Raw genomic sequence first — 24,124 nt, forward strand, 5'->3', positions numbered from 1 at the left:
AAAAGATTTACATGTAGCAACAGACACATTGGTGACACTGTCACTTTTATTAGGTGAGTAAGTTGAACCAAATTAATCTACACAAGCGGATCCTCTGTTAGCCTCTTATCGCTTATCATGATTTATCTAGAGAACCATTATGGATGCACAACTGTATAAAGAGTTTAAAATTATAGAAAAAGCGTTTTGGTCAGAGATATGTGAAAACAATATTCGTATTGGTGATCATACCCACTGCTTTATGACACCGATGGACGCGCCTATTTTTAATTTTATCTACCTTCGCCAAGGCGCTAGCGAAAATACTTTCCAACAAGCAAGTACGCTGTTCTCCTCGCAAAAAAAAGGTCACATGCTGGTTCTGCCGGAATCTCTGTTGCCTGAATTTGAAGAGATAATAAAAAAAGCAGGTTATACGGGTGACGGTATGACAACCGCTATGTATCTCTCATTGTCTGATGCGACTTATCCCCCCTATAAAAATAACCCGTGCGATATTATTTTAACTAACCATGATCTTAAACAGTGGGCGCAACCATTGAAAACCGCCTTTCCTGTTGGTGACGATACGATAACTAATGAATATATTCGTTATCACCAAAAAGCGTTAGATAATGGTGCGACGATCCTTCATTATGCATTATTAGTTGCAGGGCAGCCTGTATCATCATTAACGCTGACATTACATGATAAACTAGCAAGATTTGACGATATTGGGACGGATATTGCCTATCAAGGCAATGGTTATGCCACACATTTAATTACTCACGTATTAGAGTTTTGTCGAGAGCAAGGTGTCGAGCGTTGTTTCTTAGATGCGTCAGCGGATGGTCTAGCGCTATATCGTAAATTTGGTTTTAAGCCACTTTTTAACTATTTAAGCTTTATTAACGAATAACCGCATACATTAAGAAGGCTCAATCAAGTTATTGAACCTTCTTTTCAACCTTTAAAAGGCCTACGACAAAGCAAATGCTAACGCTATGTTATCTATGTTAAAATAACACCATTAAGCCATTACTTTCCCTCCAAACAGTGGCGATTAATTTTACCTTGCTAATAACTACTTTCTATATAGCTATCATAGCTATCGTCAATTTCCTCGTATTTATTATTTGATTTACTAGCTAAAACTACACTATTGATCTAGAGTTAGACATAATGTATAAGTTGTTATACATTTAATCTAACCAGAGTGAAATAGGAAAATACTATGAGTTCACATCTTGTGATGCAAAATATTGAAGCTCTTTCATCGCCAGGGGGGCACTACTCTCATGTTGTTACAGCCAATAATATGTCCTTTATTTCAGGCCTATTACCTTTAGATAAAAACGGCGTGCCATTAACGGATAAACCTATTGAATTTCAAATTAATCAAGTGCTTGAAAATTTAAACGCTTGCCTTATAGGAATAAAAGCACAAAAAACCGATATTGCCCAAGTTAAGATGTATATTACAGACATTAACGAATGGCCTGTTGTCAATGAGTTATATGCAAAATGGATTGGTGAGCATAAACCGGCCAGATTAGTCGCGGGTGTAAAAGAGCTTCATTTTGGCAGTAAAATTGAAATTGAAGCCATGGTGATCAAGGAGCAAACTTTATGAATAAATTAGCGCTTCCTACTTACCAAGATGTGGTTGAAGCACATCAACGTATTTTGCCATATCTTAATAAAACACCTATCTTAACCTCTCGCACTATCAATGAGTTAACGGGTGCTCAATTCTATTTTAAATGCGAAAACTTTCAGCGCATAGGCGCTTTTAAATTTCGCGGAGCAATGAATGCATTATCACAATTTACGGACGAACAGCGCAAAAATGGTGTGATAACTTTTTCATCAGGTAATCATGCTCAAGCTATTGCACTATCGGCAAAATTATTAGGTATTCCAGCTACAATTATCATGCCTGAAGATGCCCCCACCGCTAAAATGCAAGCAACAAAAGGTTATGGTGGTAGAGTCATTCTATATAACCGTTATACACAAGATCGCGAAGAGATAGGACAAAAGCTTGCTCAAGAAGAAGGATTAACTTTAATACCACCTTACGATCATCCTCACGTTATTGCCGGTCAAGGTACTGCAGCTAAAGAGTTATTCGAGGAAGTTGGTGAGTTAGATATGCTGTTTGTTCCCTTAGGGGGAGGTGGTTTACTTTCAGGTTCATTATTATCAACCAAAGCCCTTTCGCCACATTGTAGAATTTTTGGTGTTGAGCCTTTAGCGGGAAATGACGGACAACAATCATTACGCAAAGGTGAGATAATTTATATTGATACGCCAAAAACTATTGCAGATGGCGCACAAACTCAGCATTTAGGCGATTATACTTTTGAGATCATTCGCAACAACGTAGACGATATTTTAACAGCAACAGATGAAGAACTAATTTCTGCTATGCAATTTTATGCTCAGAGAATGAAAATCATTGTAGAGCCTACAGGCTGTTTAAGTTTAGCTGCAGCTCGTCAATTTGGTGATAAGTTAAAAGGCAAAAAAATTGGCATTATTATCAGTGGTGGCAATGTCGATATTATGCAATATGGTCATTTTTTATCACAAAAATAATTGAATAAATAGATGTTATTTATTATAAAAAAGCAGTATAGCTTGTTTTTTATACTGCTTAATATAATAAAGATATTTTGAAGCTGAGTCTCTGTTAATTAATTGAAAAAGCGATCCCCGCTTCTTTGCATAATTGCGTTAGATCTTCTTTCAATTGTTGGTTTTCTTCAGGTAATAAATCAAGTTGAGGTAAACGCATATGACCACCATTTAAGCCACGCATAGTTAATGCTGACTTAAATATCGCCATGTTCGCGCCTGATTTCAAAGCATCACTAAATTTCACACAAAATTGTTGCCAGTGCTTCGCTTCTTGATAATTACCCGTAATATAGGCTTGATACATATTCACAAATGGCTCAGGGAAAACACAGGCACATCCTGAAACTGTGCCATCACAGCCTGCATCTAATAAACCAAGGAATAATTTATCGTAGCCATGAAGTACTGAAAAATTATCTGCAACCGCTAAATAGCCAAGTGTCGTATTGTTATCGGCAAAACTGTATTTTATACCAATCACATTTTTGCATTGTTGCTGAATTTTAGCCGCTAATTCAGGCTTGATATTATTAGCCGCACATTGTGGAATGTTATAAAGATAGATTGGGAAATTTTCTGGTACGCTATTGGCGATAGTCACAAAATAGTACTCTAATTCTCTGTCTGTGGCAGCAAAAAATTGTGGCGTCACTACACCAATACCATCGGCACCAATTTCTACAGCATGTTTGGCGAGTTCAATGGTTTCTGTTACCGTCATTGCGCCAACATGAATAAAAACAGGTAAACGTTTATTTGCCGTCTCTACTACGGTTTGCGCCACACTTTTACGCTCTGATGCGGATAAACGCAACATTTCTCCGGTCGTGCCACAAGGATAAAGGCAATCAACACCTTTAGTGATCAACATATTAGTTAATGCAGATAACGCGTTGATGTCCACATGATCATTTGAATCAAACGGAGTAACCATCGCCACTGTAACGCCAAATAATTTTTTCATGTAAGAGCCTTTTATTTATTCAATCAAATTGCTTCAACAATAACGTTAATCGCTAACATTCCGGGATCGTCTAATCCTATCGATTTTTCTGGGAACATACGGGCACGTCCCAATAAATTAGGCTTAGGGCGAAATTCATTTAGCGTATTATTAATACTTTTTAAAGCTGTGGGTTTTAGTTCAGTCAGAGATGAGATTGACGCTAGATCTTCAGATAAATGATAAAGAATATCTAATACTGACTTTTGCCCTAATTCCCCTTTTCCTCTCGCCATCATGCTTTGGTATGCGACCGTCAATAGTGGGGAAATATCAGTAAGCGCTATTTCTTGCAGGTGGTTTTCTTTGCAATATTTGGCCATTGCCATAAAAGCCGTTGCTTGCAAAGTACCAAAAGAAGACGCACAGGCTTTTTGTAATGATTTACTGCATTGAAAAAGCGCTTTGCTTAAATCGTCAGGCCAATCTTGGGCATCGTTAGCAATTTGTCGCCATCCTTTTTGCATGGTTACCCCTAAATCACCGTCACCAAGTTGGCTATCTGCTTCACATAGTCTATTTTGAGACTGTTCACAGGCAATCGCGATACGTTGTACAGCAAGTTTTATATTATCGAGTGTAATATTAGTCATCATCACACTCTCCAAAATGCACAGTGAGCAGGTGCATTCAATAAAGCTTCAAGCTCATCATCAAGTTTACAAAAAGTTAAGCTAGCACCGGTCATTTCCATTGATGTTGCATAACGGCCGACTAATGGGTGAATGATAGTCGCCCCTGTATTATCAATAAGTTGAACAACTTTATTATATAAAATATAGAGTTCTTCTAAAGGCGTTGCACCTAACGAGTTGACTAGTACTGAGACTTTATCACCCTTTTTTAGTGATAATTCGGCTTGTAAACGTTGAAACATTTCTTCAGCAATATCATCTGCACTACGTAATTTATCGCGCCAAATTCCTGGTTCACCGTGGATCCCCATTCCCATTTCCATTTCATCGTCAGCTATTTCAAAGGTAGGATGTCCAACAGCGGGTAAGGTGCAAGATGTTAAGGCACAGCCTATTGTTCGCGTGTTTTCCATGGTTTTTTGAGCAATGCGGGTCACCTCATCAAGAGATGCCCCTTCTTGAGCTTTGGCCCCTGCCATTTTAAAACCATAAATCATTCCAGCCACACCACGACGTTTATGCGCTTCTTCTGGTGTTGCAGAAGCAATATCATCTGTCGCTAACACCGTTGTACATCGAATATTATCTTCAAAATCTACCGTTTCAGAAGCCATATCAAAATTCATAATATCGCCACCATAATTACCATAGAGCAGTAATACCCCCTGCCCATTATCCGCAGCGCGTATCGCATCAGCCATTAGATCTGCTGACGGTGAGGCAAATACATCACCGACTGCGGCGGCATCTAATAAACCTTCACCTACATATCCGGTGAAAACGGGAAGGTGCCCTGATCCTCCGCCAGTAACAATTCCCACTTTAGCTTTATCTGAGCTGTTAGCTCGCGTAATTAAACGTGGTTGTGGTTGACGATAAATATCATTATGTGCAAGGCATAAGCCAGCTAATGTTTCATCAACATAATTTTCTGGTTTATTTAATATCTTTTTCATAAAAACACCCGATATTTTTATTTATCTACGGATATTGCCCTCTTAAATTAAAAATTAATTATTTAAGAAGCATTTTCCCTGGTATTGGATAGAATATGTGTATATTTTTGAAAATAATAAATAGCTTATTAGTTATTTGGTTTTAAATGCGCTCCTAATTTGCATAGCGACAATTAATAGGAAAACACTGGCTAATACAATTGAAATAGGTCTATTAACAAAATTAATTAGCTCTCCGTCCGATTTCATCAACGAAGAAAGTAAATTCTTCTCTAGCATCGGTCCTAAAATCATCCCTAATATAATCGGTGAGATAGGAAAGTTACGCTGTTGAAGAAAATAGCCGATAACTCCCATCACCATCATAACCACAATGGATGACATCGTATTGGTAATAGCAAATGAACCGACAATACTAAATAAAATAATTGCTGGATAAAGAATTGCATTATCAATAGCAACAATTTTCTTTAAAAAATTAACAACAATAAAAGCTATAGGTAATAAGATTAAATTCGCAATAAAGAAAATGATAAAAACGGCGTACAGTTTATCTGGATTAAATAAAAAGAGAGTTGGTCCAGGTTGCATATCTTTCATATACAATACACCAATGATAATAGCTGCCGCAGAATCACCGGGAATACCAAAAACCAATGAAGGTATCCAACTTCCTGCTAAACTAGCATTATTACTTGCTGATGCATCAACAATACCTTCTTCTGAGCCTTGCCCATACTTTTGCGGTTTTTTTGATAATTTTTTAGATACTGCATAAGAGATCCACGCAGCAATATCGGCACCAGCACCGGGTAAAGCACCTATCAATGTACCAATAATACCACTACGGAAAATGCCCCCTTTACGTTGGCAAACAACCTTTCCCACTCCTTTAAAAATATTATATGAGCTATTATCTGTATTAACTGCTAATTTAATTTGCTTTTCTTTCCAGCGATCGACGTAATATTTAATCGCACCAGAGATAGCAAATAGCCCTATCATGGCGGGAATAAAACTAACACCTTGCATTAAAGAGACTTCACCAAAGGTAAAACGGGCTTGTCCTGTAAATTCATCGTAGCCAATAGTGGCTAAAGCAATACCGAAAAACAGTGCTAGCAAACTTTTTCTAATTTGAGCGCCAGAAACAATAGTGGCGCAGCTTAATCCAATTAAAGTAAGCCACATATATTCGTAAGAGCTAAATTTAAGTGCAAACTCGGCTAACAACGGAGCGGTTGACGCTAAAATAATTGTGCCGATCACCCCACCAATAACGGAGCTTGTTAATGACATCCCTAATACACGATTAGTTTTACCTTCTTTAACCAATGTATGGGCATCGTTAGTATAAGCTGCAGAGGCGGGTGTTCCGGGAATATTTAATAATGCCCCTGGAATATCGCCGGCAAATATCGAGGATGCACCTACGGAGATCATCAGTGCTAATGCAGGAATTGGATCAAGAAAGAAAGTAAAAGGCACCATTAAAGCAATTGCCATGGTTGATGTTAACCCCGGAATTGCTCCAACAAATAAACCAAATAAGCAAGCGCCTATGACAACAAGTATTGTCGTGTAATCAATATAAGCTAATGCGCTAATAAATATATCCATACTGTTTTTCTCTATTTATTAAAATAATTGAGGTAGCGGTACTAACAGTACAGCGGTAAATAAATAGTAAACGCCTAATACAATTCCAGCAGAAATAATAAAACTAAATATCGGTTTTACTTTTGCGTATTTCATCATTAATGGTGCAATAACAATAAATCCCGTAACAATAAAACCAAGGTATTCAGCAAAAAACACATAAAATAGAATGATACCAATAATTAATAACACAAATTTTATTTCATGCCATGTCACCAAAGGTGTATCCATTTGTTGCTTTTTTGCAAAAATATCTAATAATGAAAAAACAATCATTCCTCCACCAATTAGTGAAGGCATAAAAGCCGCACCATATTCACTAAAATCACCTAATGAATAGGCGCTATAAATAATAAGAAATAATCCAAATAGGCAAAATATAAATGATAATATATGACGATTTAGCATAGGCATAAAAACGGCTATTATCAGCCGTTTCCTCAGTTATTTTTTTATAATTTCGCCAAACTTTTTATCTTCATTGGCCATAAATTGTGTCGCATCATCACCATACAATTCAATGACTTCAAATCCTTGTTTATTAGCAAACTCTGCTAATTCACCTGAAGCATAAACTTTCTTCATTGCTGCGGTAAGCTTATCTTGTGCTTCTTTATCAAGTCCTTTAGGGGCAACTAACATATTCCATGCTTGTAAATCCCAATCATAACCTGTTGCTTCTTTAAAGAGAGGAACATCAGGATAAAATGCCGATTTTTCATTAGACATAATGGCCATATGTTTGACTAATCCGGCTTTTACCATACTGTCAGCCTCACCTAATGAAGACGTTACAATATCAACGCCCCCTGAAGCTAACTCTTGTAATGCAGCACTGGCTCCTTGGGAAGGAATAAAGCGGATTGCGTTATCAGGTAACCCTGCTGCACGTAACATACCAATATTATTAAGATGCCAGATAGAGTTTAATCCACTCCCTGACGCTTTTAATTTCCCTGGGTTGGCTTTGGCATAATCAATAATTTCTTGTGCATTATTAAAAGGCGATGATTTTGCAACTTGTAATCCACCGTAGATTACCGCTAAACGTGTGATCGGGGTATAATCTTGATAGGTTAAATTAGTCATTCCCTGATGATGCATCATCGCAATTTCAACCGTGGCAATACCTAATGTGTAACCATCTGGCTTGGCATTTTTAATAGCATCATGTCCAACAACGCCACTTCCTCCGGTCTTATTAACGACATTAACCGTCACACCTAATTCTTCTTGTAATCCTTTTGCTGCTAAACGAGCAACGGTATCTGTATTGCCACCAGCAGCCCAAGGAACAATAATCGTAATAGGTTTTTCAGGCCATTGTGCAAAAGCAGGAACAGTAAAAACAGAACTGCATAGGGTCAGAGCTAAGAGAGTTTTTTTCATTATATACACCTTTTCTCATTGCAGATTACTTGTGGTCGAATATCTTCAATTCTTAATTTAAGACGGGCTTGTACTTGTGATAGTGAAGGCATTGAAGTCACCCCTTTTTGTTCTATAAATGCAGACAAGAAAGCACTAGCAAATAAAACACTTTCTGGCATTGTGCCTCCTGCGGCTATTTTTGAGGCAAATGCACCATTAAAAGCATCTGTTGCTGCCATCGTATCAACACGTAGAGAAGGTAGTGGCGGAATATGAAAAGTATTCCTCCCATCAAAATACACCACGCCTAATTCATCTATGTAGATAATCACTTTTTTCTTTTCGTTACCGGCAATAATCTCTACTGCTTGCTTGGCATCATTAATCGTATTAATTTCAATACCTGACCAATCTGAAGCTTGGTAAGCGTTTAACGTAATAAAATCTACATATAAATAAAGTTGTTTTAAATCATCACTATACGGAGCGACATTAAGTATGACGGTTTTATTAATAGAATGAGCAAAAGAAGCGGCTTTCACATTAGCATCAATATTAATTTCCCCTTGCAGTAATAGCACGTCAGCTTCACTAATATAAGGCAGTGAGATATCAACCTCTTGCAGGGTAAAAGTGTTATTTGCGCCTAAATAGGTAGCCGTAATATTATTTTGGGTTTTATCTGCTAAATAGCTAATTGAGCTACCTGTCGGCTCTATTTCTGTTTGAAAAATAGTAAATGAATCAATACCGCTCTCTTGCAAATATTTATAAGCGTACTTACTAAAATGATCTTCACCGACTTTGGTAATTAAATGCACTTTTGCATCAGAAAAACTGGCAGAAATGGCTTGATTCGTCCCTTTTCCACCCGGACCTATTGAGTTTCCTTTTGAATTTACCAATTCCCCTACACGAGGAAATGCATCAACATTAGCAATAATGTCCACCACAAAAGAGCCTAATACACACACTTTACCTTCTGGTGTTTTCTTTTTATGTTCTTTGACGATCAATAAATCGTGTAGTAAACATGAGATATCAAAACTATCACTAAATTTACTGATCTTTTTTATTTCTTGTTTCCCTAGTATGGCGCCACCATGACAACGTTTGATCAACCCTTCATTTTCGAGGTATTTCAAATCACTGCGGATCGTTTCTAATGTGACGTTGAATCTTTCCGCTAGCTGAGCCACTTTAACTTTTTTCTGTTCCCTAATAATGCTATAGATTTCCTGTCGTCTTTCTTCTGAAAACATATAAAGTGCCTCCGTATCATTAATACGAGAATAAGGATATCCAGCCGATGATTTTGCGATAACATTCAAAACAAAAAACCAAAAACGGAAGCAAAACCAAATCCGAACAACTTAGATCACATTTTTTTAACAGTAATTCAATTGTGATAGCTGGAAAATGAGAGATGAAACGAATCTTTATCTGATGAGCAGTTTGTTAAGCGTAAGAAAAATCAGTCTATTATAAGTGCATTGATTTTCAATGTTCTATTTTAGAACTAGCTGATTTTGTAAATACCATGTTAAATGAAGGTTTATTTGTTTTATTACATAAGAGATTATTGATACGCAGTTCAAGCTACCCGACATTTTTTAATGTTTACTCGATATCAAATGACACTTGTTAAATAACAATAATAAAAAATACACAGATGTAATCATTGATAAAAATAATGAGTTAATGATTCTGTATATTACACATTATAAATTGGACGCTATTGGGCTATTTTAGTTATTTAGTTTATTTTTTCTTATCAATCGATATGTATTAAATTATACATCAATATTAATCAATTGATTAACTTTAAATAATACATAGGGTTAAGAAAACGGCGACAATTGATAACCTTCGTAATAAATCATGTTTCTTTGATGTAAAGCAACTACCACTTTTTATAAGTAAGTAATATCCACATTAACAGTTGGGTTTTATTATCTTACGTTAGCGTGCTTATTTATTAACAAAAATGATAACAATAATTTCTATATAAGCTCTTTATTTTTCTTCTTAAAAATATAATTAAGTGAGTAATGTATGAAAAACATCAAAGAGATGACGTTACTTTCCACCCCCCTATCTCGCCGACGCTTTGTCAAAGTGGGAGCCGCTGGTGGATTAGTTGCAACGGCAGGTGGATTATCTCTCCCCTTTAGCCAAGCCATGGCTTCGGAGCAAACAGCGCCGACATCTACCAATAAAGAAAAAGTCGTCTGGAGTGCATGTACCGTCAATTGCGGTAGTCGTTGTCCATTGCGTATGCATGTCGTTGATGGCGAAATTAAGTACGTTGAAACAGACAATACCGGCAATGACGTTTACGACGAGTTCCATCAAGTACGAGCTTGCTTACGTGGTCGCTCTATGCGTCGGCGTGTTTATAATCCAGATCGCTTACGTTATCCCATGAAACGCGTAGGTAAACGTGGTGAAGGTAAATTTGAACGTATCTCTTGGGATGAAGCCTTTGATACTATTTCCGACACCATGAAACGCCTGATAAAAGATTATGGCAATGAATCTATTTATCTAAATTACGGTACAGGCACCCTCGGTGGCACCATGACAAAATCTTGGCCACCAGGAGCAACCCTTATTGCCCGTTTAATGAATTGCTGTGGTGGTTATCTCAACCATTATGGCGATTATAGTACTGCGCAAATCGCTGCAGGCTTAAATTACACCTACGGGGGATGGGCTGACGGCAATAGTCCTTCAGACATCGAAAATACTAAATTGGTTGTTATGTTTGGTAATAATCCCGGCGAAACACGTATGAGTGGCGGTGGTGTAACTTATTATGTTGAGCAAGCTCGTGAAAAATCAGATGCTCGCATGATAATTATTGATCCTCGCTATACTGATACGGGTGCAGGTCGTGAGGATGAGTGGATCCCCATTCGTCCAGGTACTGATGCAGCCTTAGTTAATGCGTTAGCTTATGTCATGATCAAAGAAGATTTAGTCGATAAACCCTTCTTAGATAAATACTGCGTAGGTTACGACGAAACTACGATGCCAGAAGGGGCACCTAAAAACGCCCACTATAAAGCCTATATTTTAGGTGATGGCGCAGATGGTCAACCCAAAACCCCAGAATGGGCAGCACAAATTACCGGCATTCCCGCGGCACGTATTGTCAAATTAGCCCGTGAAATCGCCGGTGCTAAGCCGGCTTATATTACTCAAGGTTGGGGCCCTCAACGCCGTTCAAATGGCGAATTAGCCTCTCGCGCTATTGCAATGCTCGCTATCTTAACAGGTAATGTGGGAATAAACGGGGGTAATACTGGTGCCCGTGAAGGCTCTTACAGCATTCCTTTTGTCCGTATGCCAACCTTAACTAACCCTGTCACGACCAGTATTTCTATGTTTATGTGGACAGATGCCATTTTACGTGGCCCTGAAATGACCGCTACACGTGATGGCGTGCGAGGTAAAGATAAACTGGATGTACCTATTAAAATGGTCTGGAACTATGCGGGGAACTGCTTAGTTAACCAACATTCAGAAATAAACCGTACTCATGAAATCCTACAAGATGATAAAAAATGCGAAATGATTGTGGTTATCGATAATCATATGACCGCATCGGCAAAATATGCAGATATCTTACTGCCAGATTGCACGGCATCAGAGCAAATGGATTTCTGTATGGATGCTTCTGCGGGGAATATGGCTTACGTGATTTTCGCTGACCAAGCGATTAAGCCACGTTTTGAAAGTCGCAATATCTATGAGATGACCAGCGAAATTGCTAAACGTATGGGGGTGGGTGAGAAATTTACCGAAAATCGTACCCAAGAAGAGTGGCTACGCCATCTTTATGAGCAATCTCGTCAAAATTTACCAGAACTGCCTACCTTTGAAGAATTTCGGGCACAAGGTATCTTTAAAAAACGTGATCCACAAGGCCATCATGTGGCTTACCGTGAATTCCGCGCTGATCCACTCAACAATCCACTGACAACGCCGTCAGGAAAAATTGAAATTTATTCTTCGCAATTAGCTGAAATTAAAGCGACATGGGAATTAGCGGCAGACGATGTGATTGATCCACTGCCAATCTACTCCGCAGGTTTTGAAAGCTATGGCGACCCTGCTATGGATAAATACCCATTACAAATGACGGGTTTTCACTATAAAGCTCGTACCCACTCAACTTATGGCAACGTAGATGTATTAAAAGCGGCTTGTCCACAAGAAATTTGGATAAACCCTGTTGATGCTACAAAACGTGGTATCAAACATGGCGATTTAGTTCGTATTTATAACGATCGCGGTGAAGTACGTATCAACGCTAAAGTGACACCACGTATTTTGCCGGGCGTTGTGGGATTAAGTGAAGGGGCTTGGTATAACCCAGACAGTAACCGTATTGATCATGCAGGTTGCATTAACGTGTTAACGACCCAACGCCCTTCACCACTTGCTAAGGGTAATCCTTCTCACAGTAATCTTGTTGAAGTCGTTAAGGCGTAAGGAGTCTGGTTATGTCAACGCAATATGGTTTTTATATCGATTCAAGTCGTTGCACCGGCTGCAAAACCTGCGAACTCGCGTGCAAGGATTTTAAAAATTTATCCCCTGAGGTCAATTTCCGCCGTATTTATGAATATGCCGGTGGTGATTGGACCGAGCAAGATGGTGTGTATACGCAAAACGTTTTTGCTTACTACTTATCTATTTCATGTAACCACTGTGACGATCCGGCTTGCGTAAAAGTCTGTCCAAGTGGCGCCATGCACAAACGCGAAGATGGTTTTGTGGTGGTGAATGAAGAAGTGTGTATAGGCTGTCGTTATTGCCATATGGCATGTCCTTATGGTGCACCGCAGTTTGATGAAGTCAAAGGCCACATGACCAAATGTGATGGTTGTTATGAGCGTGTTGCTGAAGGCAAAAAGCCAATTTGTGTCGGATCTTGCCCATTGCGTGCATTAGATATGGCACCGATTGAAGAGTTACGCGCTAAATATGGTGATCTTGCTGAAATAGCCCCTCTTCCATCTGCGAAATACACTAAACCGAATATTGTACTTAAATTAAATGCCAATAGCCGACCTGTAGGTGACACCACCGGGCATCTGGCTAACCCAGAGGAGGTTTAAGATGGGCATGGGATTACATGAATGGCCACTGATGTTCTTTACCGTTATTGGTCAAAGTGTGGCTGGCGCCTTTATTATTATGGGTTGCGCCATTCTTTCAGGCAAACTGCCTGAAGCGTTAAATCGCAAAGTGCATTACAGCATGTTTGGTTTGTGGTTATTAATGGGGATTGGTTTTTTACTCTCCATGATCCACATGGGAACCCCAATGCGTGCCTTTAACTCTTTTATCCGTTTTGGTCATTCATCGTTAAGTAATGAAATTGCCAGTGGTGCCACATTCTTTGCTTTAGGTGGCTTATATTGGCTAATTAGTGTGTTAAATAAAATGCCTGCTGCATTAGGTAAATTGTGGCTAGTGGTTGTCATGATCCTTGCGGTGCTATTTATCACGGCTATTTCGCGAGTTTATCAAATTGATACTGTACCTACTTGGTATAATGGCTATACCACAGTTAACTTCGTACTAACCGCATTTATTGGCGGCCCTATTTTAGCGGCACTGTTAATGCGTATTGCCGGTTTTAACTTAAATTGTATTAGTGCATTACCGCTATTAAGTGTCATCGCCATTATTATCAGTGCTATTGTGGCTACCTCTCAAGGCTTTGAATTGGGTTCAATTCAAACCTCCGTACAAAAAGCTGTTGATTTAGTTCCTGATTACGGTTTTTTAATGGGCATTAAATTGATTGCACTGACATTAGGGTTAGCTTGTTGGATAGCACCGTTATTACGCAAAAATAATCCTTCTGTTTCTTTAATGGTGTTAGGTTTTATTTTGGTGTTTGTTGGTGAATTTATTGGTCGTGGCGTATTCTATGGCTTACATATGACAGTAGGAATGGCTGTTGTAGGTTAATCAACCTATTTATCCTTAAAAACCGCCTTCTATTACCCACCAACTGAAAAAAGTGACATTGTTGAGTTACTCTCAAGCGGCAAATGGTTAACTGAATGGCCTTATGGCTCTGAAGAAGAAAAACAACGCATTGCCTCATTATTGGCGCAAACTACCTATCAAGATGAAACATTAGCACAAGCCTATCAACGTTTATTTATTGGGCCTTATGCGCTACCTGCACCACCTTGGGGATCGGTGTATCTTGATCATGAGAATGTCTTATTTGGTGATTCAACCTTAGATTTACGTGAATGGATGCTGGAGAATGGTATTGATATTGCCTTGACTCAAAATGAACCTGAAGATCACTTTGGTTTAATGGTGATGATGGTGGCATGGGTTGCAGAAACACGCCCTGAAAAATTAACTGAACTACTTGCTGAACATTTATTACCTTGGGCTTATCGCTATCTAGAGAAATTGTCATTACAAGGAGCATTCCCTTATTATGAAGGTCTTGCCATGTTAGCAACGTTAACGCTTAAAAGCTGGCAATCCCTACTCTCGATTACTCCTGTTGAAAAACAGCTATTTTGCTAATCGACTGATTTGATCAAAAGAAGAACAGCCCTAATTGGGCTGTTATTTTTAGTTAAGATTGTTGAGACCAAAGCTGATAAAGTGCCGGTTGTTTTTCGTCTTCAGGTTTTATTTGCACAAATTGCAACCCTTCTTGTTGCTCCGGAGCGACTCTTAATGCCTTAGCAATATTGGCTGTCGATAATCCATAAGGCTGGGCATCATCATTAGAGTAAGCATAAAATATTTGTGAGATCCCCGCCATACGCATAGCCGCCAAACACATTGGACAAGGTTGACCACTGGCATAAACCACACAATCATCCAATTTTGCTCGTCCTAACACTTTTCCAGCTTCTCGTAATGCTAATAATTCTGCATGTGCAGTTGGATCATTTGTCGCTGTAATTTGATTAACAGCATGAGCAATCACTTGGCCATTTTTCACGATCACCGCGCCAAAGGGACGCCCACCAACTTTCACATTCTCTGTGGCAAGCGAAATGGCTTGCTGTATAAATTGCTTATCTGACATTATTTTGCCCCTGCTTGTTGAAGAATATTGATGATATTGGTATAGCCTTTATCTTTCGCTAAGGTTAATGGTGTACGTCCAGATCCATCAGCTAAATTAACATCCGCCCCACCATCGATCAGCAACATCACGATATCTGCATATTTTTGACTTCCATCACCTAAAATAATGGCTTCAATTAACGCAGTCCAACCAAGGCGATTAACATGATTGACATCCACACCGGCATCAATCAAGGTTTTTACTGTGGCAACATGGCCGCGCTCCGCCGCAGGAATCAATGCCGTACCACCATAACGGTTGATGCTATTCAGATCTGCGCCATGGGCTAAGGTTAAGGCTAAAATTTCCTGCAATCCTCTCGCTCCAGCATAAAGATAAGGTGAATCATAGATAGCATCGCGGGCATTGACGTTAGCCCCTTGTTCAATCAGGTATTTTGCCACCTCAATTTGATTCGCATGAGTAGCCGCCATTAGCGGTGTACGCAATTTGATATCTCGTTGTTCAATATTCTCTCCTTGCGCTATCTGGCGCTTTAATTCTGGCAAGTTTCCCTCTTGTGCCAATGTTACTAGATCTGCTTTATCAGAATTTGCCATTGCTTTTACCATAAAGATAGATGAAACCATTAATAGGCCTAAGAAGTAGAAAAACCACTTGGTCTTTAAATAGATAGCATTCATTCAATCTCTCCTCGTGAAGGGGTATTTTCAGCCTGCTTAATCAGCAGATTATTCGACCATTTATTACATCTAACAAAGGGATGGCATTATTTCAACCTATTGAGGAATAAAATATTCCACCATTAAGCCTTGATTTAGGTTTGGTCAGCATTTTTATACTTTTTTTACATCCGCCATAGCGCTTTTATCAACATCTTTACACCTCTTTCAGTAGCTTTACTCAATCTAAATCGCAAAAGGATAGTTCAAATGTTGATATTCGGTGCTGTGGCATTAGTTATTGTGCTCACTGCTTATCTTATTTATGTGTTGTTTCATGCAGAGGCATTTTAAAAATGGCAACAACAACGTTGATCTATATTGCCGTTTTTCTCACCGTCTTACTGATTATGGGAAAAGTGATTGGCAATTATCTTGCTCGTCTCATAGAAGGTGATTTACCTCATTGGGTAACAAAAACAGAACAGGTTATTTGGCGTAGCTGTGGTTTTAAACCTGCCGGCAAAGCGATTCAGTCTATGAGTTGGTATCACTATATGTTCGCCCTGTTAATTTTTAACTCAATGGGAGCACTTTTATTATTGGTAATTTTACTTAATCAAGGTTATTTACCTTTAAATCCACAGTTTGCACCTAATATGAGTTGGGATTTAGCATTAAATACCACCATTAGTTTTATTACTAATACCAATTGGCAGGCCTATAGCGGTGAAACAGCCGTTAGCTATTTAAGCCAAATGATGGGGCTCACAGTACAAAATTTCTTATCAGCAACAACGGGGATCGCTGTTGCCTTTGTATTGATCAGAGCATTAACACAATCTTCTTGCCATTCCATTGGTAATGCTTGGGTAGATATTGGTCGTATTACCCTATATCTGTTACTACCTTTAGCCATTATTTGGTCACTGTTATTTGTTAGCCAAGGCGTGATCCAAAATTTCCATCCCGCGCTATTAAGCCAAGGACTTGAAAATCAGCAATGGTTACCAATGGGCCCCGTTGCTTCTCAAGAGGCGATTAAACTGTTAGGAACCAATGGAGGAGGCTATTTTGCAGCAAACTCTGCTCATCCTTATGAAAACCCAACCTCTTTCAGTAACTTTTTACAAATACTTGCCATATTCCTGTTACCTACCGCGCTATGCTTCGCCTTTGGCCGACTGAGTGGCACACAACGGCAAGGCTATACCTTACTTTGGGTAATGACATTGATTTTTATTGTTGCGGTTAGCGTGATTGTTTGGGCTGAATGGAGAGGCAACCCACAATTTACGTTAATGGGTGCGGATAGTTCATTAAATATGGAAGGTAAAGAGAGTCGCTTTGGTTTAATAGGCAGTGCGTTATTTGTTGCCGTCACTACAGCTGCTTCTTGTGGTGCAGTAAATGCCATGCATGATTCATTAACTGCATTAGGAGGTATGGTTCCTATGTGGTTAATGCAAACTGGAGAAGTCATCTTCGGCGGTGTTGGTTCTGGTTTTTATGGCATGATCTTGTATGTTTTGTTAGCTGTTTTTATCGCTGGATTAATGGTGGGTCGAGCACCTGAATATCTCGGCAAAAAAATTGGTGTAGCAGAAATGAAATGGGTTGCTGTCGCTATTTTAATATCACCAGCAATCACCTTATTAGGTACAACACTTGCCCTCTTTAGCGAAGTAGGTCGCGAAGCGATTTTAAATCCTGGTCCTCATGGTTTTAGTGAAGTTTTATACGCTTTTACTTCAGCTGCCAATAACAATGGCAGTGCTTTCGCCGGACTGAATGCTAATTCTGTTTTTTATAATCTGTTATTAGGTATCACTATGCTTGTCGGACGTTTTGGTGTCATGTTGCCTGTCTTAGCTATCGCCGGTAGTTTGGCAATAAAAAAACGCCAAGCCGAAAGCTTAGCCACATTGTCCACTACTTCACCGCTATTTATTTTTCTATTGTTCCTCACAGTAATAATGATTGGTGCGCTCACCTTTGTTCCGGCATTAGCACTAGGCCCTATTGCTGAGCATTTACAGTTGTTATGGGCTAAATAAGGACACTCATCATGAAAAAAACACCTCTTTTTAATAGAAAAACAATGATGTCAGCTTTCTTGGATGCTATCAAAAAATGCACCCCTCAAGCCCAATGGCATAATCCGGTGATGTTTATTGTTTATGTTGGTGCACTACTCACTACGGGTATTTGGTTTGCCGTTTTACTGGGGTATCTACCACCAGATAATCATTTTACTTTTCAAGTCATGTTTTGGTTATGGATAACCCTACTATTTGCCAATTTTGCTGAATCTTTAGCAGAAAGTCGTAGTAAAGCACAGGCGGCAAGCTTACGAGGTGCGAAACAACAATCTAAAGCGGTGCGCTTACAGCATGCTGATCTTCACGCTCCCCAAGAAATCATTGATTCACTTTTATTACATAAAGGCGATATTGTTTTGGTCAATGCTGGCGAGGTAATTCCTTGTGATGGTGAAGTGATTGAAGGCGGCGCTTCTGTTGATGAAAGTGCGATCACCGGTGAATCAGCTCCCGTTATTCGTGAGTCAGGTGGCGATTTTTCTTCTGTTACTGGAGGGACTCGTGTGTTATCTGACTGGTTGATTATTCGTTGTAGTGCTGAAGCGGGTAACTCTTTCCTCGATCGTATGATTGGTATGGTGGAAGGTGCTAAACGCAGAAAAACGCCGAATGAAATTGCATTAACTATTTTATTAACGGCCCTAACGCTGATCTTTTTATTCGCTTGTACCACACTCTATCCTTTTAGTGTGTTCGCCGTGCAATTCCAACATCATGGTGAGGTTATTTCTGTTGTAACGTTAATCGCATTATTAGTTTGTCTGATCCCTACAACCATCGGCGGACTACTCTCTTCTATTGGTGTGGCAGGTATGAGCCGGATGTTAGACGCTAATGTGATTGCGACTAGTGGGCGTGCAGTAGAAGCCGCAGGAGACGTTGATGTTTTATTACTCGATAAAACAGGGACAATTACTTTAGGTAATCGCCAAGCTTCTCGTTTTATTCCTCTATCAGGAATAACTGAAAAACAATTGGCAGATGCGGCGCAATTAAGCTCTTTAGCAGATGAAACACCTGAGGGTCGTAGCATCGTTATATTAGCCAAACAGCGCTTTAATTTACGTGAACGAGATTTAACTTCGATGGGGGCCTCTTTTGTTCCATTCTCAGCGATGACCAGAATGAGTGGCGTAAATATTGGCGAGCGTATTATACGTAAAGGCTCGGTTGATGCTATTCGTCGCCATATCGAAGTTAGTCATAGTCATTTTCCCGATGAAGTCAACACCATAGTCGAGCAAGTCGCAAGAGCTGGTGCTACGCCATTAGTCGTCGTTGAAAATCAAAATATCCTTGGTGTAGTTGAACTTAAAGATATCGTCAAAGGGGGTATCAAAGAGCGCTTTGCTCAACTTCGCCAAATGGGCATTAAAACCGTGATGATCACCGGTGATAACCATCTTACTGCGGCGGCCATTGCTGCCGAGTCCGGTGTAGATGATTTTCTTGCGCAAGCCACTCCAGAGGCTAAATTGGCGTTGATCCGTCAATATCAATCAGAAGGTCGACTTGTCGCTATGACCGGAGATGGTACTAATGATGCGCCGGCTTTAGCACAAGCCGATGTTGCTGTGGCCATGAATTCAGGAACGCAAGCCGCTAAAGAAGCAGGCAATATGGTTGATTTGGACTCGAATCCCACCAAATTAATTGAAGTCGTTCATATTGGTAAACAAATGCTTATGACCCGTGGCGCCCTAACCACCTTTAGTATTGCCAATGATATCGCAAAATATTTTGCCATTATTCCCGCAGCTTTTGCGGTGACATATCCACAATTGAATATGCTCAATATTATGGGATTACACTCCCCAGCATCCGCGATGTTATCAGCCGTTATTTTTAATGCTTTGATCATCGTCTTTTTGATCCCTTTAGCGTTGAAAGGTGTGCATTATCGTCCTGTTTCTGCTCATTCATTATTACGCCGTAATCTCTCTTTATACGGAATAAGTGGGTTAATTGTTCCTTTTTTAGGCATTAAACTCATCGATATGATTTTAGCTATTATTGGGCTTTAAGGAGAATACTATGCATCTTTTTCGTTCATCTTTAGTGATGTTAGTATTACTGACGCTTATCACTGGATTAGCCTATCCTTTATTTATAACTGGATTAGCTCAATTGTTTTTCCCTTGGCAAGCAAATGGTTCACTGGTTTATCAGGACGATAAACTGATTGGCTCTGAATTGATTGGACAGTCATTTAATCGAGCCGATTACTTTCAAGGTCGCCCCTCAATGACAAGTGAAATGCCTTACAATAGTATGGCTTCCGGCGCTAGCCAACTTGCTATATCAAATCCACTCTTAAGCGAGAAAGTGGCTGTAGGTGTTCGTTTATGGCAAAAAAGGGTTGATAATCATCAAGTCGTTCCTGTTGATTTAGTGACTGCTTCCGCCAGTGGGCTTGATCCTCATATTTCATTGGCTGCCGCTTATTACCAAGCACCGCATATTGCGTTATTACGTCAATTCACAATAAATGAAATAAAACAATTAATTACAGAAAATACGACATCGCCATTAATACCATTTTTAGGTGAACCTGTGGTGAATGTCTTTAAACTCAATCAGGCACTTGATAGATTGAGTGCAGAAAAAAACAATAAAGTGAGCGGGTAATAAAATGGAACAAGCTCCGCAGTGGCAACGCCCTTCTCCTGATGATTTGCTGGCATTAACGCGAGCACCCCATCGAGGACGATTAAAGATCTTTTTTGGTGCCTGTGCCGGCGTAGGTAAAACCTACGCCATGTTACAAGAAGCTCAACGTTTACATCAGCAAGGTATTGATGTCTTAGCTGGGGTTGTAGAAACCCATCAGCGCCAAGAAACGGCACAACAACTTGAGGGATTACCGTTATTACCGCCATTAAAATTACATTATCGTGGTAGAAAGCTCTCTGCCTTTAATTTAGATGCGGCCTTAGCAAGACATCCTGCGGTGATCTTAATGGATGAATTGGCTTTTAGTAATCCACATAAATGTCGTCATCCAAAACGTTGGCAAGATGTTGAAGAGTTACTTGATGCGGGCATCGATGTTTTAACCACCATTAATGTACAACATATTGAAAGTCTTAATGATATTGTTGGTAGTATTACTGGCATTCGCGTTCAAGAGACGATTCCTGATTATATCTTTGATAATGCCGATGAAGTAGTTATGGTCGACTTACCACCAGACGACCTACAACAGCGCTTAAATGAAGGCAAAGTTTATCTGGCAGGACAAGCAGAGCGTGCAATAGAGCATTTTTTTCGTAAAGGTAATTTGATTGCATTACGAGAGCTTGCCCTAAGACGAATGGCAGATCGCGTTGATTCCCAAGTAAAAGAATTCCGTGATAGCCAAGGTGGTACGCCTGTTTGGCATACTACCGATAGTTTAATGGTTTGTCTTGGTGCTCATGGAAGAAATGATAAATTAGTGCGTACTGCCGCTCGTTATGCTGCTGCTTTTGGTTGCCAATGGCATGCTATTTATGTTGAAACACCAAAGCTACATCAGATAGGTGAGCATAAACGCCGTGCTATTTTACATTCCCTCAAGTTAGCACAACACCTAGGGGCAAGAACGGCGATCCTTTCTGATAATCAAGCGGAAAAAGCGGTGATCCGCTATGCCAGAGAGCATAATTTAGGCAAGGTGATTATCGGTCAACGCCCCTATCAAAAGTGGCAATGGTTAAAACGTTGGGTCCGTATGCGTTTCGCAGAAAGGTTAGCGCGTTATGCACCTGACTTGCATGTTATCAGTGTCGCTTTAAATGAAGAAGAGCCGCGTTATAAAACAAAAACATTTGTGCCACAAAATGATAAATGGCGCCAAAATCTTAAAGGCTATCTAACAGCTATTGGTTTATGTCTAGCTATTACGCTCTTTTCACGTACTTTTTTGTTAGCGTTAGATAAGGCGAATTTAGTTACTCTTTATTTATTAGGCGTTGTTCTTATCGCGCTATTTTTTGGTCGTCGCCCTTCTATTTTTGCCGCTTTAATCAATGTGATAAGCTTTGATTTGTTCTTTGTACAACCGCATTTTTCACTGGCTGTATTAGATATGCAGTATTTAGTGACTTTTTCCGTAATGCTCATTGTTGGGTTAGTGGTGGGTAATTTAACTGCGGGAATGCGTTATCAAACCCGGGTTGCTCGTTATAGAGAACAACGCACTCGTCATTTATTTGAAATGACCCGAGAGCTGAGTCGGGCACTGACTTTACAAGAAGTGGTACGTACTAGTTATCATTTTTTATCAAGTGCTTTTGATGCCAAAGTTTGTTTATTAATGCCTAATCATCATGGTGAATTAACACCATACAATGCTGAAGGTATGGGACAACTTCCCATTGATAGTGGTATTGCCCGTTGGTGTTGGGATAAAGATCAAATCGCAGGTGCAGGAACGGATACCCTACCTAGTGTCCCTTATCAGTTGCACCCTATTAGCGCATCTCAACAAGTATTAGCGATTTTAGCGATTGAGCCAAATAATCTACGCCAAGTACTTATTCCTGAACAACAGCAACTCTTACAGACATTTAATGGCCTAATTGCCAATGCTCTTGAACGGTTACAGCAGGCGGAAATGGCCGAACAATCTCGTATTAATATAGAACGAGAACAATTAAGAAATGCGCTCTTAGCCGCCCTTTCTCATGATCTAAAAACACCACTTACCGTCCTGTTTGGCCAGTCTGAAATTCTTCTTCTAGACTTAAGTGCTGAAGGCTCTGCTCATACTGAACAAGTCAGTCAGATCCGCCAACAAATTTTGACGACCTCTCGCTTAGTCAACAATTTACTGGATATGGCACGTATTCAATCAGGGGGTATCCAAGTCAACCTGCAGTGGAATTTACTGCAAGAAATTGCTGGAAGTGCAGTACGTTCACTCTCTTATTTACTTGATAAACATCCATTACAAATTGATATTTCAGCTGATTTATTACTCTATTGCGATAGTCTGTTAATTGAGCGCGTGTTAACTAATTTGTTAGAAAATGCAGTCAAATATACCGCATCACAGACCAAATTAGGCATAAAAGCCACGGTTGAAGAGGATCAAATTCATGTTGAAGTTTGGGATGAAGGCGCAGGTATTCCCACTGAACAATTGCAGTTTATTTTTAATAAATTTTCACGTGCAGTAAAAGAGTCCGCCATTCCGGGGGTTGGGCTGGGTCTTGCTATTTGCAGTGCTATTATCCACTTACATGAAGGTAAAATTTGGGCTGAAAATAATAAAAAAGGTGGAGCCAGTTTTCACTTTGTTTTACCTTTAAAATCATTACCGAATATTGATGAGATTGAAATAAAACAGTGACGCCATATAACATATTGATTGTTGAAGATGAAAAAGAGATCTTACGATTCGTTCGCCTTGCATTAGAGAACGAAGGTTTTCGTGTTTATGACGCCTCAGAATGTCAACGAGGATTAATAGAGGCAGCATCAAGAAAACCTGATTTAGTCATTCTTGATCTGGGATTACCTGATAAAGATGGGCTTTGCTTTATCCAAGATTTCCGTCAATGGAGTAGCACGCCGATCATTGTGTTATCCGCCAGAGATTCTGAACAAGATAAAGTTGATGCTTTAGACGCTGGAGCTGATGATTATTTAACTAAACCCTTCGGTATGAGTGAATTACTAGCCCGGGTTCGTGCTTCATTACGTCGCTTTGTCAAACAAGAAACAGAAACGACTCAATTTACATTTGGTGATATCACTATTGATTGGGTTAAAAGAATAGTCACTCGCCAAGGCGTACCCATTCACTTTACTCCGACCGAATTTCGTCTACTCAGTGAACTTGTCAACAATAGTGGAAAAGTATTAACTCAACGTCATTTAATGCAGCATGTTTGGGGGCCTAACTTTGTAGAGCATAGCCATTATTTGCGAATTTATATGGGGCATCTACGTCAGAAAATAGAAACCGATCCCACCTGTCCAGTGCACTTAATTACTGAAACGGGGATCGGTTATCGTTTTATGCCTTAAGTCTCTTTT

Annotated in this window: 20 protein-coding genes and 1 pseudogene; 12 read left to right on the forward strand and 9 right to left on the reverse strand. The window is 39.5% G+C overall.

Translation table 11 applies throughout. The annotated features are described in order from the left end of the window. Nucleotides 1–139: 139 nt before the first annotated feature. The 3 genes from HMPREF3129_RS05530 (at nucleotide 140) to HMPREF3129_RS05540 (ending at nucleotide 2,580) form a co-directional block, all read left to right on the forward strand. Nucleotides 140–898, forward strand: a complete 759-nt coding sequence (locus HMPREF3129_RS05530; protein ID WP_004242909.1) for a GNAT family N-acetyltransferase — start codon at nucleotides 140–142, stop codon at nucleotides 896–898. Nucleotides 899–1,213: 315 nt separating this feature from the next. Further along, a complete protein-coding gene (locus tag HMPREF3129_RS05535) occupies nucleotides 1,214–1,612 on the forward strand; it encodes a RidA family protein (protein WP_004248050.1) in 399 nt (132 codons plus the stop codon). Next, complete coding sequence (locus HMPREF3129_RS05540; RefSeq protein WP_004251225.1) at nucleotides 1,609–2,580, forward strand: threo-3-hydroxy-L-aspartate ammonia-lyase; 972 nt, start codon at nucleotides 1,609–1,611, stop codon at nucleotides 2,578–2,580. The genes HMPREF3129_RS05535 and HMPREF3129_RS05540 overlap by 4 nt, the downstream gene beginning before the upstream one ends. Nucleotides 2,581–2,674: 94 nt before the next feature. Here the strand turns inward: HMPREF3129_RS05540 and HMPREF3129_RS05545 are convergent, their stop codons facing one another. From HMPREF3129_RS05545 to HMPREF3129_RS05575, 7 genes are all read right to left on the reverse strand, one after another. Further along, on the reverse strand, nucleotides 2,675–3,586 hold the full coding sequence (locus HMPREF3129_RS05545) for a dihydrodipicolinate synthase family protein (RefSeq protein WP_036918305.1): 912 nt from the start codon (nucleotides 3,584–3,586) through the stop codon (nucleotides 2,675–2,677). A gap of 23 nt (nucleotides 3,587–3,609) precedes the next feature. Next, nucleotides 3,610–4,221, reverse strand: coding sequence for a dihydroxyacetone kinase subunit L (locus HMPREF3129_RS05550; RefSeq protein WP_004242903.1), 612 nt, complete (start codon nucleotides 4,219–4,221; stop codon nucleotides 3,610–3,612). Next, nucleotides 4,221–5,216: a dihydroxyacetone kinase subunit DhaK gene (locus HMPREF3129_RS05555; protein WP_004248047.1), complete on the reverse strand. Its 996-nt coding sequence runs from the start codon at nucleotides 5,214–5,216 to the stop codon at nucleotides 4,221–4,223. Before HMPREF3129_RS05555 ends, HMPREF3129_RS05550 begins: the two co-directional genes overlap by 1 nt. Before the next feature lie 132 nt (nucleotides 5,217–5,348). Continuing rightward, entirely contained in the window at nucleotides 5,349–6,836 is a 1,488-nt protein-coding gene (locus tag HMPREF3129_RS05560; RefSeq protein ID WP_004248045.1) for a tripartite tricarboxylate transporter permease, read from the reverse strand. A gap of 18 nt (nucleotides 6,837–6,854) precedes the next feature. Then, nucleotides 6,855–7,289 (reverse strand): tripartite tricarboxylate transporter TctB family protein, encoded by a 435-nt coding sequence (locus HMPREF3129_RS05565; RefSeq protein WP_012367913.1) that lies wholly within the window; start codon nucleotides 7,287–7,289, stop codon nucleotides 6,855–6,857. A 30-nt stretch (nucleotides 7,290–7,319) separates the two neighbouring features. Then, nucleotides 7,320–8,264, reverse strand: coding sequence for a tripartite tricarboxylate transporter substrate binding protein (locus tag HMPREF3129_RS05570; RefSeq protein WP_004242895.1), 945 nt, complete (start codon nucleotides 8,262–8,264; stop codon nucleotides 7,320–7,322). Then, the gene (locus HMPREF3129_RS05575; protein ID WP_020945636.1) at nucleotides 8,264–9,577 is read right to left on the reverse strand and encodes a PfkB family carbohydrate kinase; all 1,314 of its coding nucleotides are present in this window, start codon (nucleotides 9,575–9,577) and stop codon (nucleotides 8,264–8,266) included. The genes HMPREF3129_RS05570 and HMPREF3129_RS05575 overlap by 1 nt, the downstream gene beginning before the upstream one ends. Before the next feature lie 724 nt (nucleotides 9,578–10,301). Between HMPREF3129_RS05575 and dmsA the strand changes: the two genes are divergently transcribed. The 4 genes and pseudogenes from dmsA to dmsD all read left to right on the forward strand — a co-directional run. Beyond that, nucleotides 10,302–12,746 carry a dimethylsulfoxide reductase subunit A gene (dmsA, locus tag HMPREF3129_RS05580; RefSeq protein ID WP_017628118.1) on the forward strand — a complete coding sequence of 815 codons (2,445 nt, stop codon included), beginning with the start codon at nucleotides 10,302–10,304 and terminating at the stop codon, nucleotides 12,744–12,746. Between the two features lie 11 nt (nucleotides 12,747–12,757). Next, nucleotides 12,758–13,375, forward strand: a complete 618-nt coding sequence (locus tag HMPREF3129_RS05585; protein ID WP_004242892.1) for a DMSO/selenate family reductase complex B subunit — start codon at nucleotides 12,758–12,760, stop codon at nucleotides 13,373–13,375. Between the two features lies 1 nt (nucleotide 13,376). Further along, complete coding sequence (locus HMPREF3129_RS05590; RefSeq protein WP_004242891.1) at nucleotides 13,377–14,237, forward strand: DmsC/YnfH family molybdoenzyme membrane anchor subunit; 861 nt, start codon at nucleotides 13,377–13,379, stop codon at nucleotides 14,235–14,237. Nucleotides 14,238–14,261: 24 nt separating this feature from the next. Further along, a pseudogene (gene dmsD / locus HMPREF3129_RS05595) lies at nucleotides 14,262–14,819 on the forward strand (Tat proofreading chaperone DmsD); the annotation flags it as partial. Nucleotides 14,820–14,871: 52 nt separating this feature from the next. Here the strand turns inward: dmsD and HMPREF3129_RS05600 are convergent. Both HMPREF3129_RS05600 and HMPREF3129_RS05605 read right to left on the reverse strand, forming a co-directional pair. Beyond that, complete coding sequence (locus HMPREF3129_RS05600; RefSeq protein WP_004242888.1) at nucleotides 14,872–15,333, reverse strand: nucleoside deaminase; 462 nt, start codon at nucleotides 15,331–15,333, stop codon at nucleotides 14,872–14,874. Beyond that, the gene (locus HMPREF3129_RS05605; RefSeq protein ID WP_036918303.1) at nucleotides 15,333–16,019 is read right to left on the reverse strand and encodes an ankyrin repeat domain-containing protein; all 687 of its coding nucleotides are present in this window, start codon (nucleotides 16,017–16,019) and stop codon (nucleotides 15,333–15,335) included. Before HMPREF3129_RS05605 ends, HMPREF3129_RS05600 begins: the two co-directional genes overlap by 1 nt. A gap of 335 nt (nucleotides 16,020–16,354) precedes the next feature. Here HMPREF3129_RS05605 and kdpA point away from each other — a divergent pair, with 335 nt between their 5' ends. The 5 genes from kdpA to kdpE are packed head-to-tail and all read left to right on the forward strand — an operon-like array spanning nucleotide 16,355 to nucleotide 24,115. After that, a complete protein-coding gene (gene kdpA / locus HMPREF3129_RS05610; RefSeq protein ID WP_004248043.1) occupies nucleotides 16,355–18,055 on the forward strand; it encodes a potassium-transporting ATPase subunit KdpA in 1,701 nt (566 codons plus the stop codon). Nucleotides 18,056–18,066: 11 nt separating this feature from the next. Continuing rightward, nucleotides 18,067–20,124, forward strand: coding sequence for a potassium-transporting ATPase subunit KdpB (gene kdpB / locus HMPREF3129_RS05615; protein WP_036918301.1), 2,058 nt, complete (start codon nucleotides 18,067–18,069; stop codon nucleotides 20,122–20,124). 10 nt (nucleotides 20,125–20,134) lie between these two features. Next, complete coding sequence (gene kdpC, locus HMPREF3129_RS05620; RefSeq protein WP_004242884.1) at nucleotides 20,135–20,728, forward strand: potassium-transporting ATPase subunit KdpC; 594 nt, start codon at nucleotides 20,135–20,137, stop codon at nucleotides 20,726–20,728. Nucleotides 20,729–20,732: 4 nt separating this feature from the next. Then, the gene (kdpD, locus tag HMPREF3129_RS05625) at nucleotides 20,733–23,435 is read left to right on the forward strand and encodes a two-component system sensor histidine kinase KdpD (RefSeq protein ID WP_036918299.1); all 2,703 of its coding nucleotides are present in this window, start codon (nucleotides 20,733–20,735) and stop codon (nucleotides 23,433–23,435) included. Then, nucleotides 23,432–24,115: a two-component system response regulator KdpE gene (gene kdpE / locus HMPREF3129_RS05630; RefSeq protein ID WP_004242882.1), complete on the forward strand. Its 684-nt coding sequence runs from the start codon at nucleotides 23,432–23,434 to the stop codon at nucleotides 24,113–24,115. Before kdpD ends, kdpE begins: the two co-directional genes overlap by 4 nt. Nucleotides 24,116–24,124: the final 9 nt, after the last annotated feature.

It is taken from the genome of Proteus sp. HMSC14B05, from assembly GCF_001808035.1.
Taxonomy (GTDB): Bacteria; Pseudomonadota; Gammaproteobacteria; order Enterobacterales; family Enterobacteriaceae; genus Proteus; species Proteus mirabilis.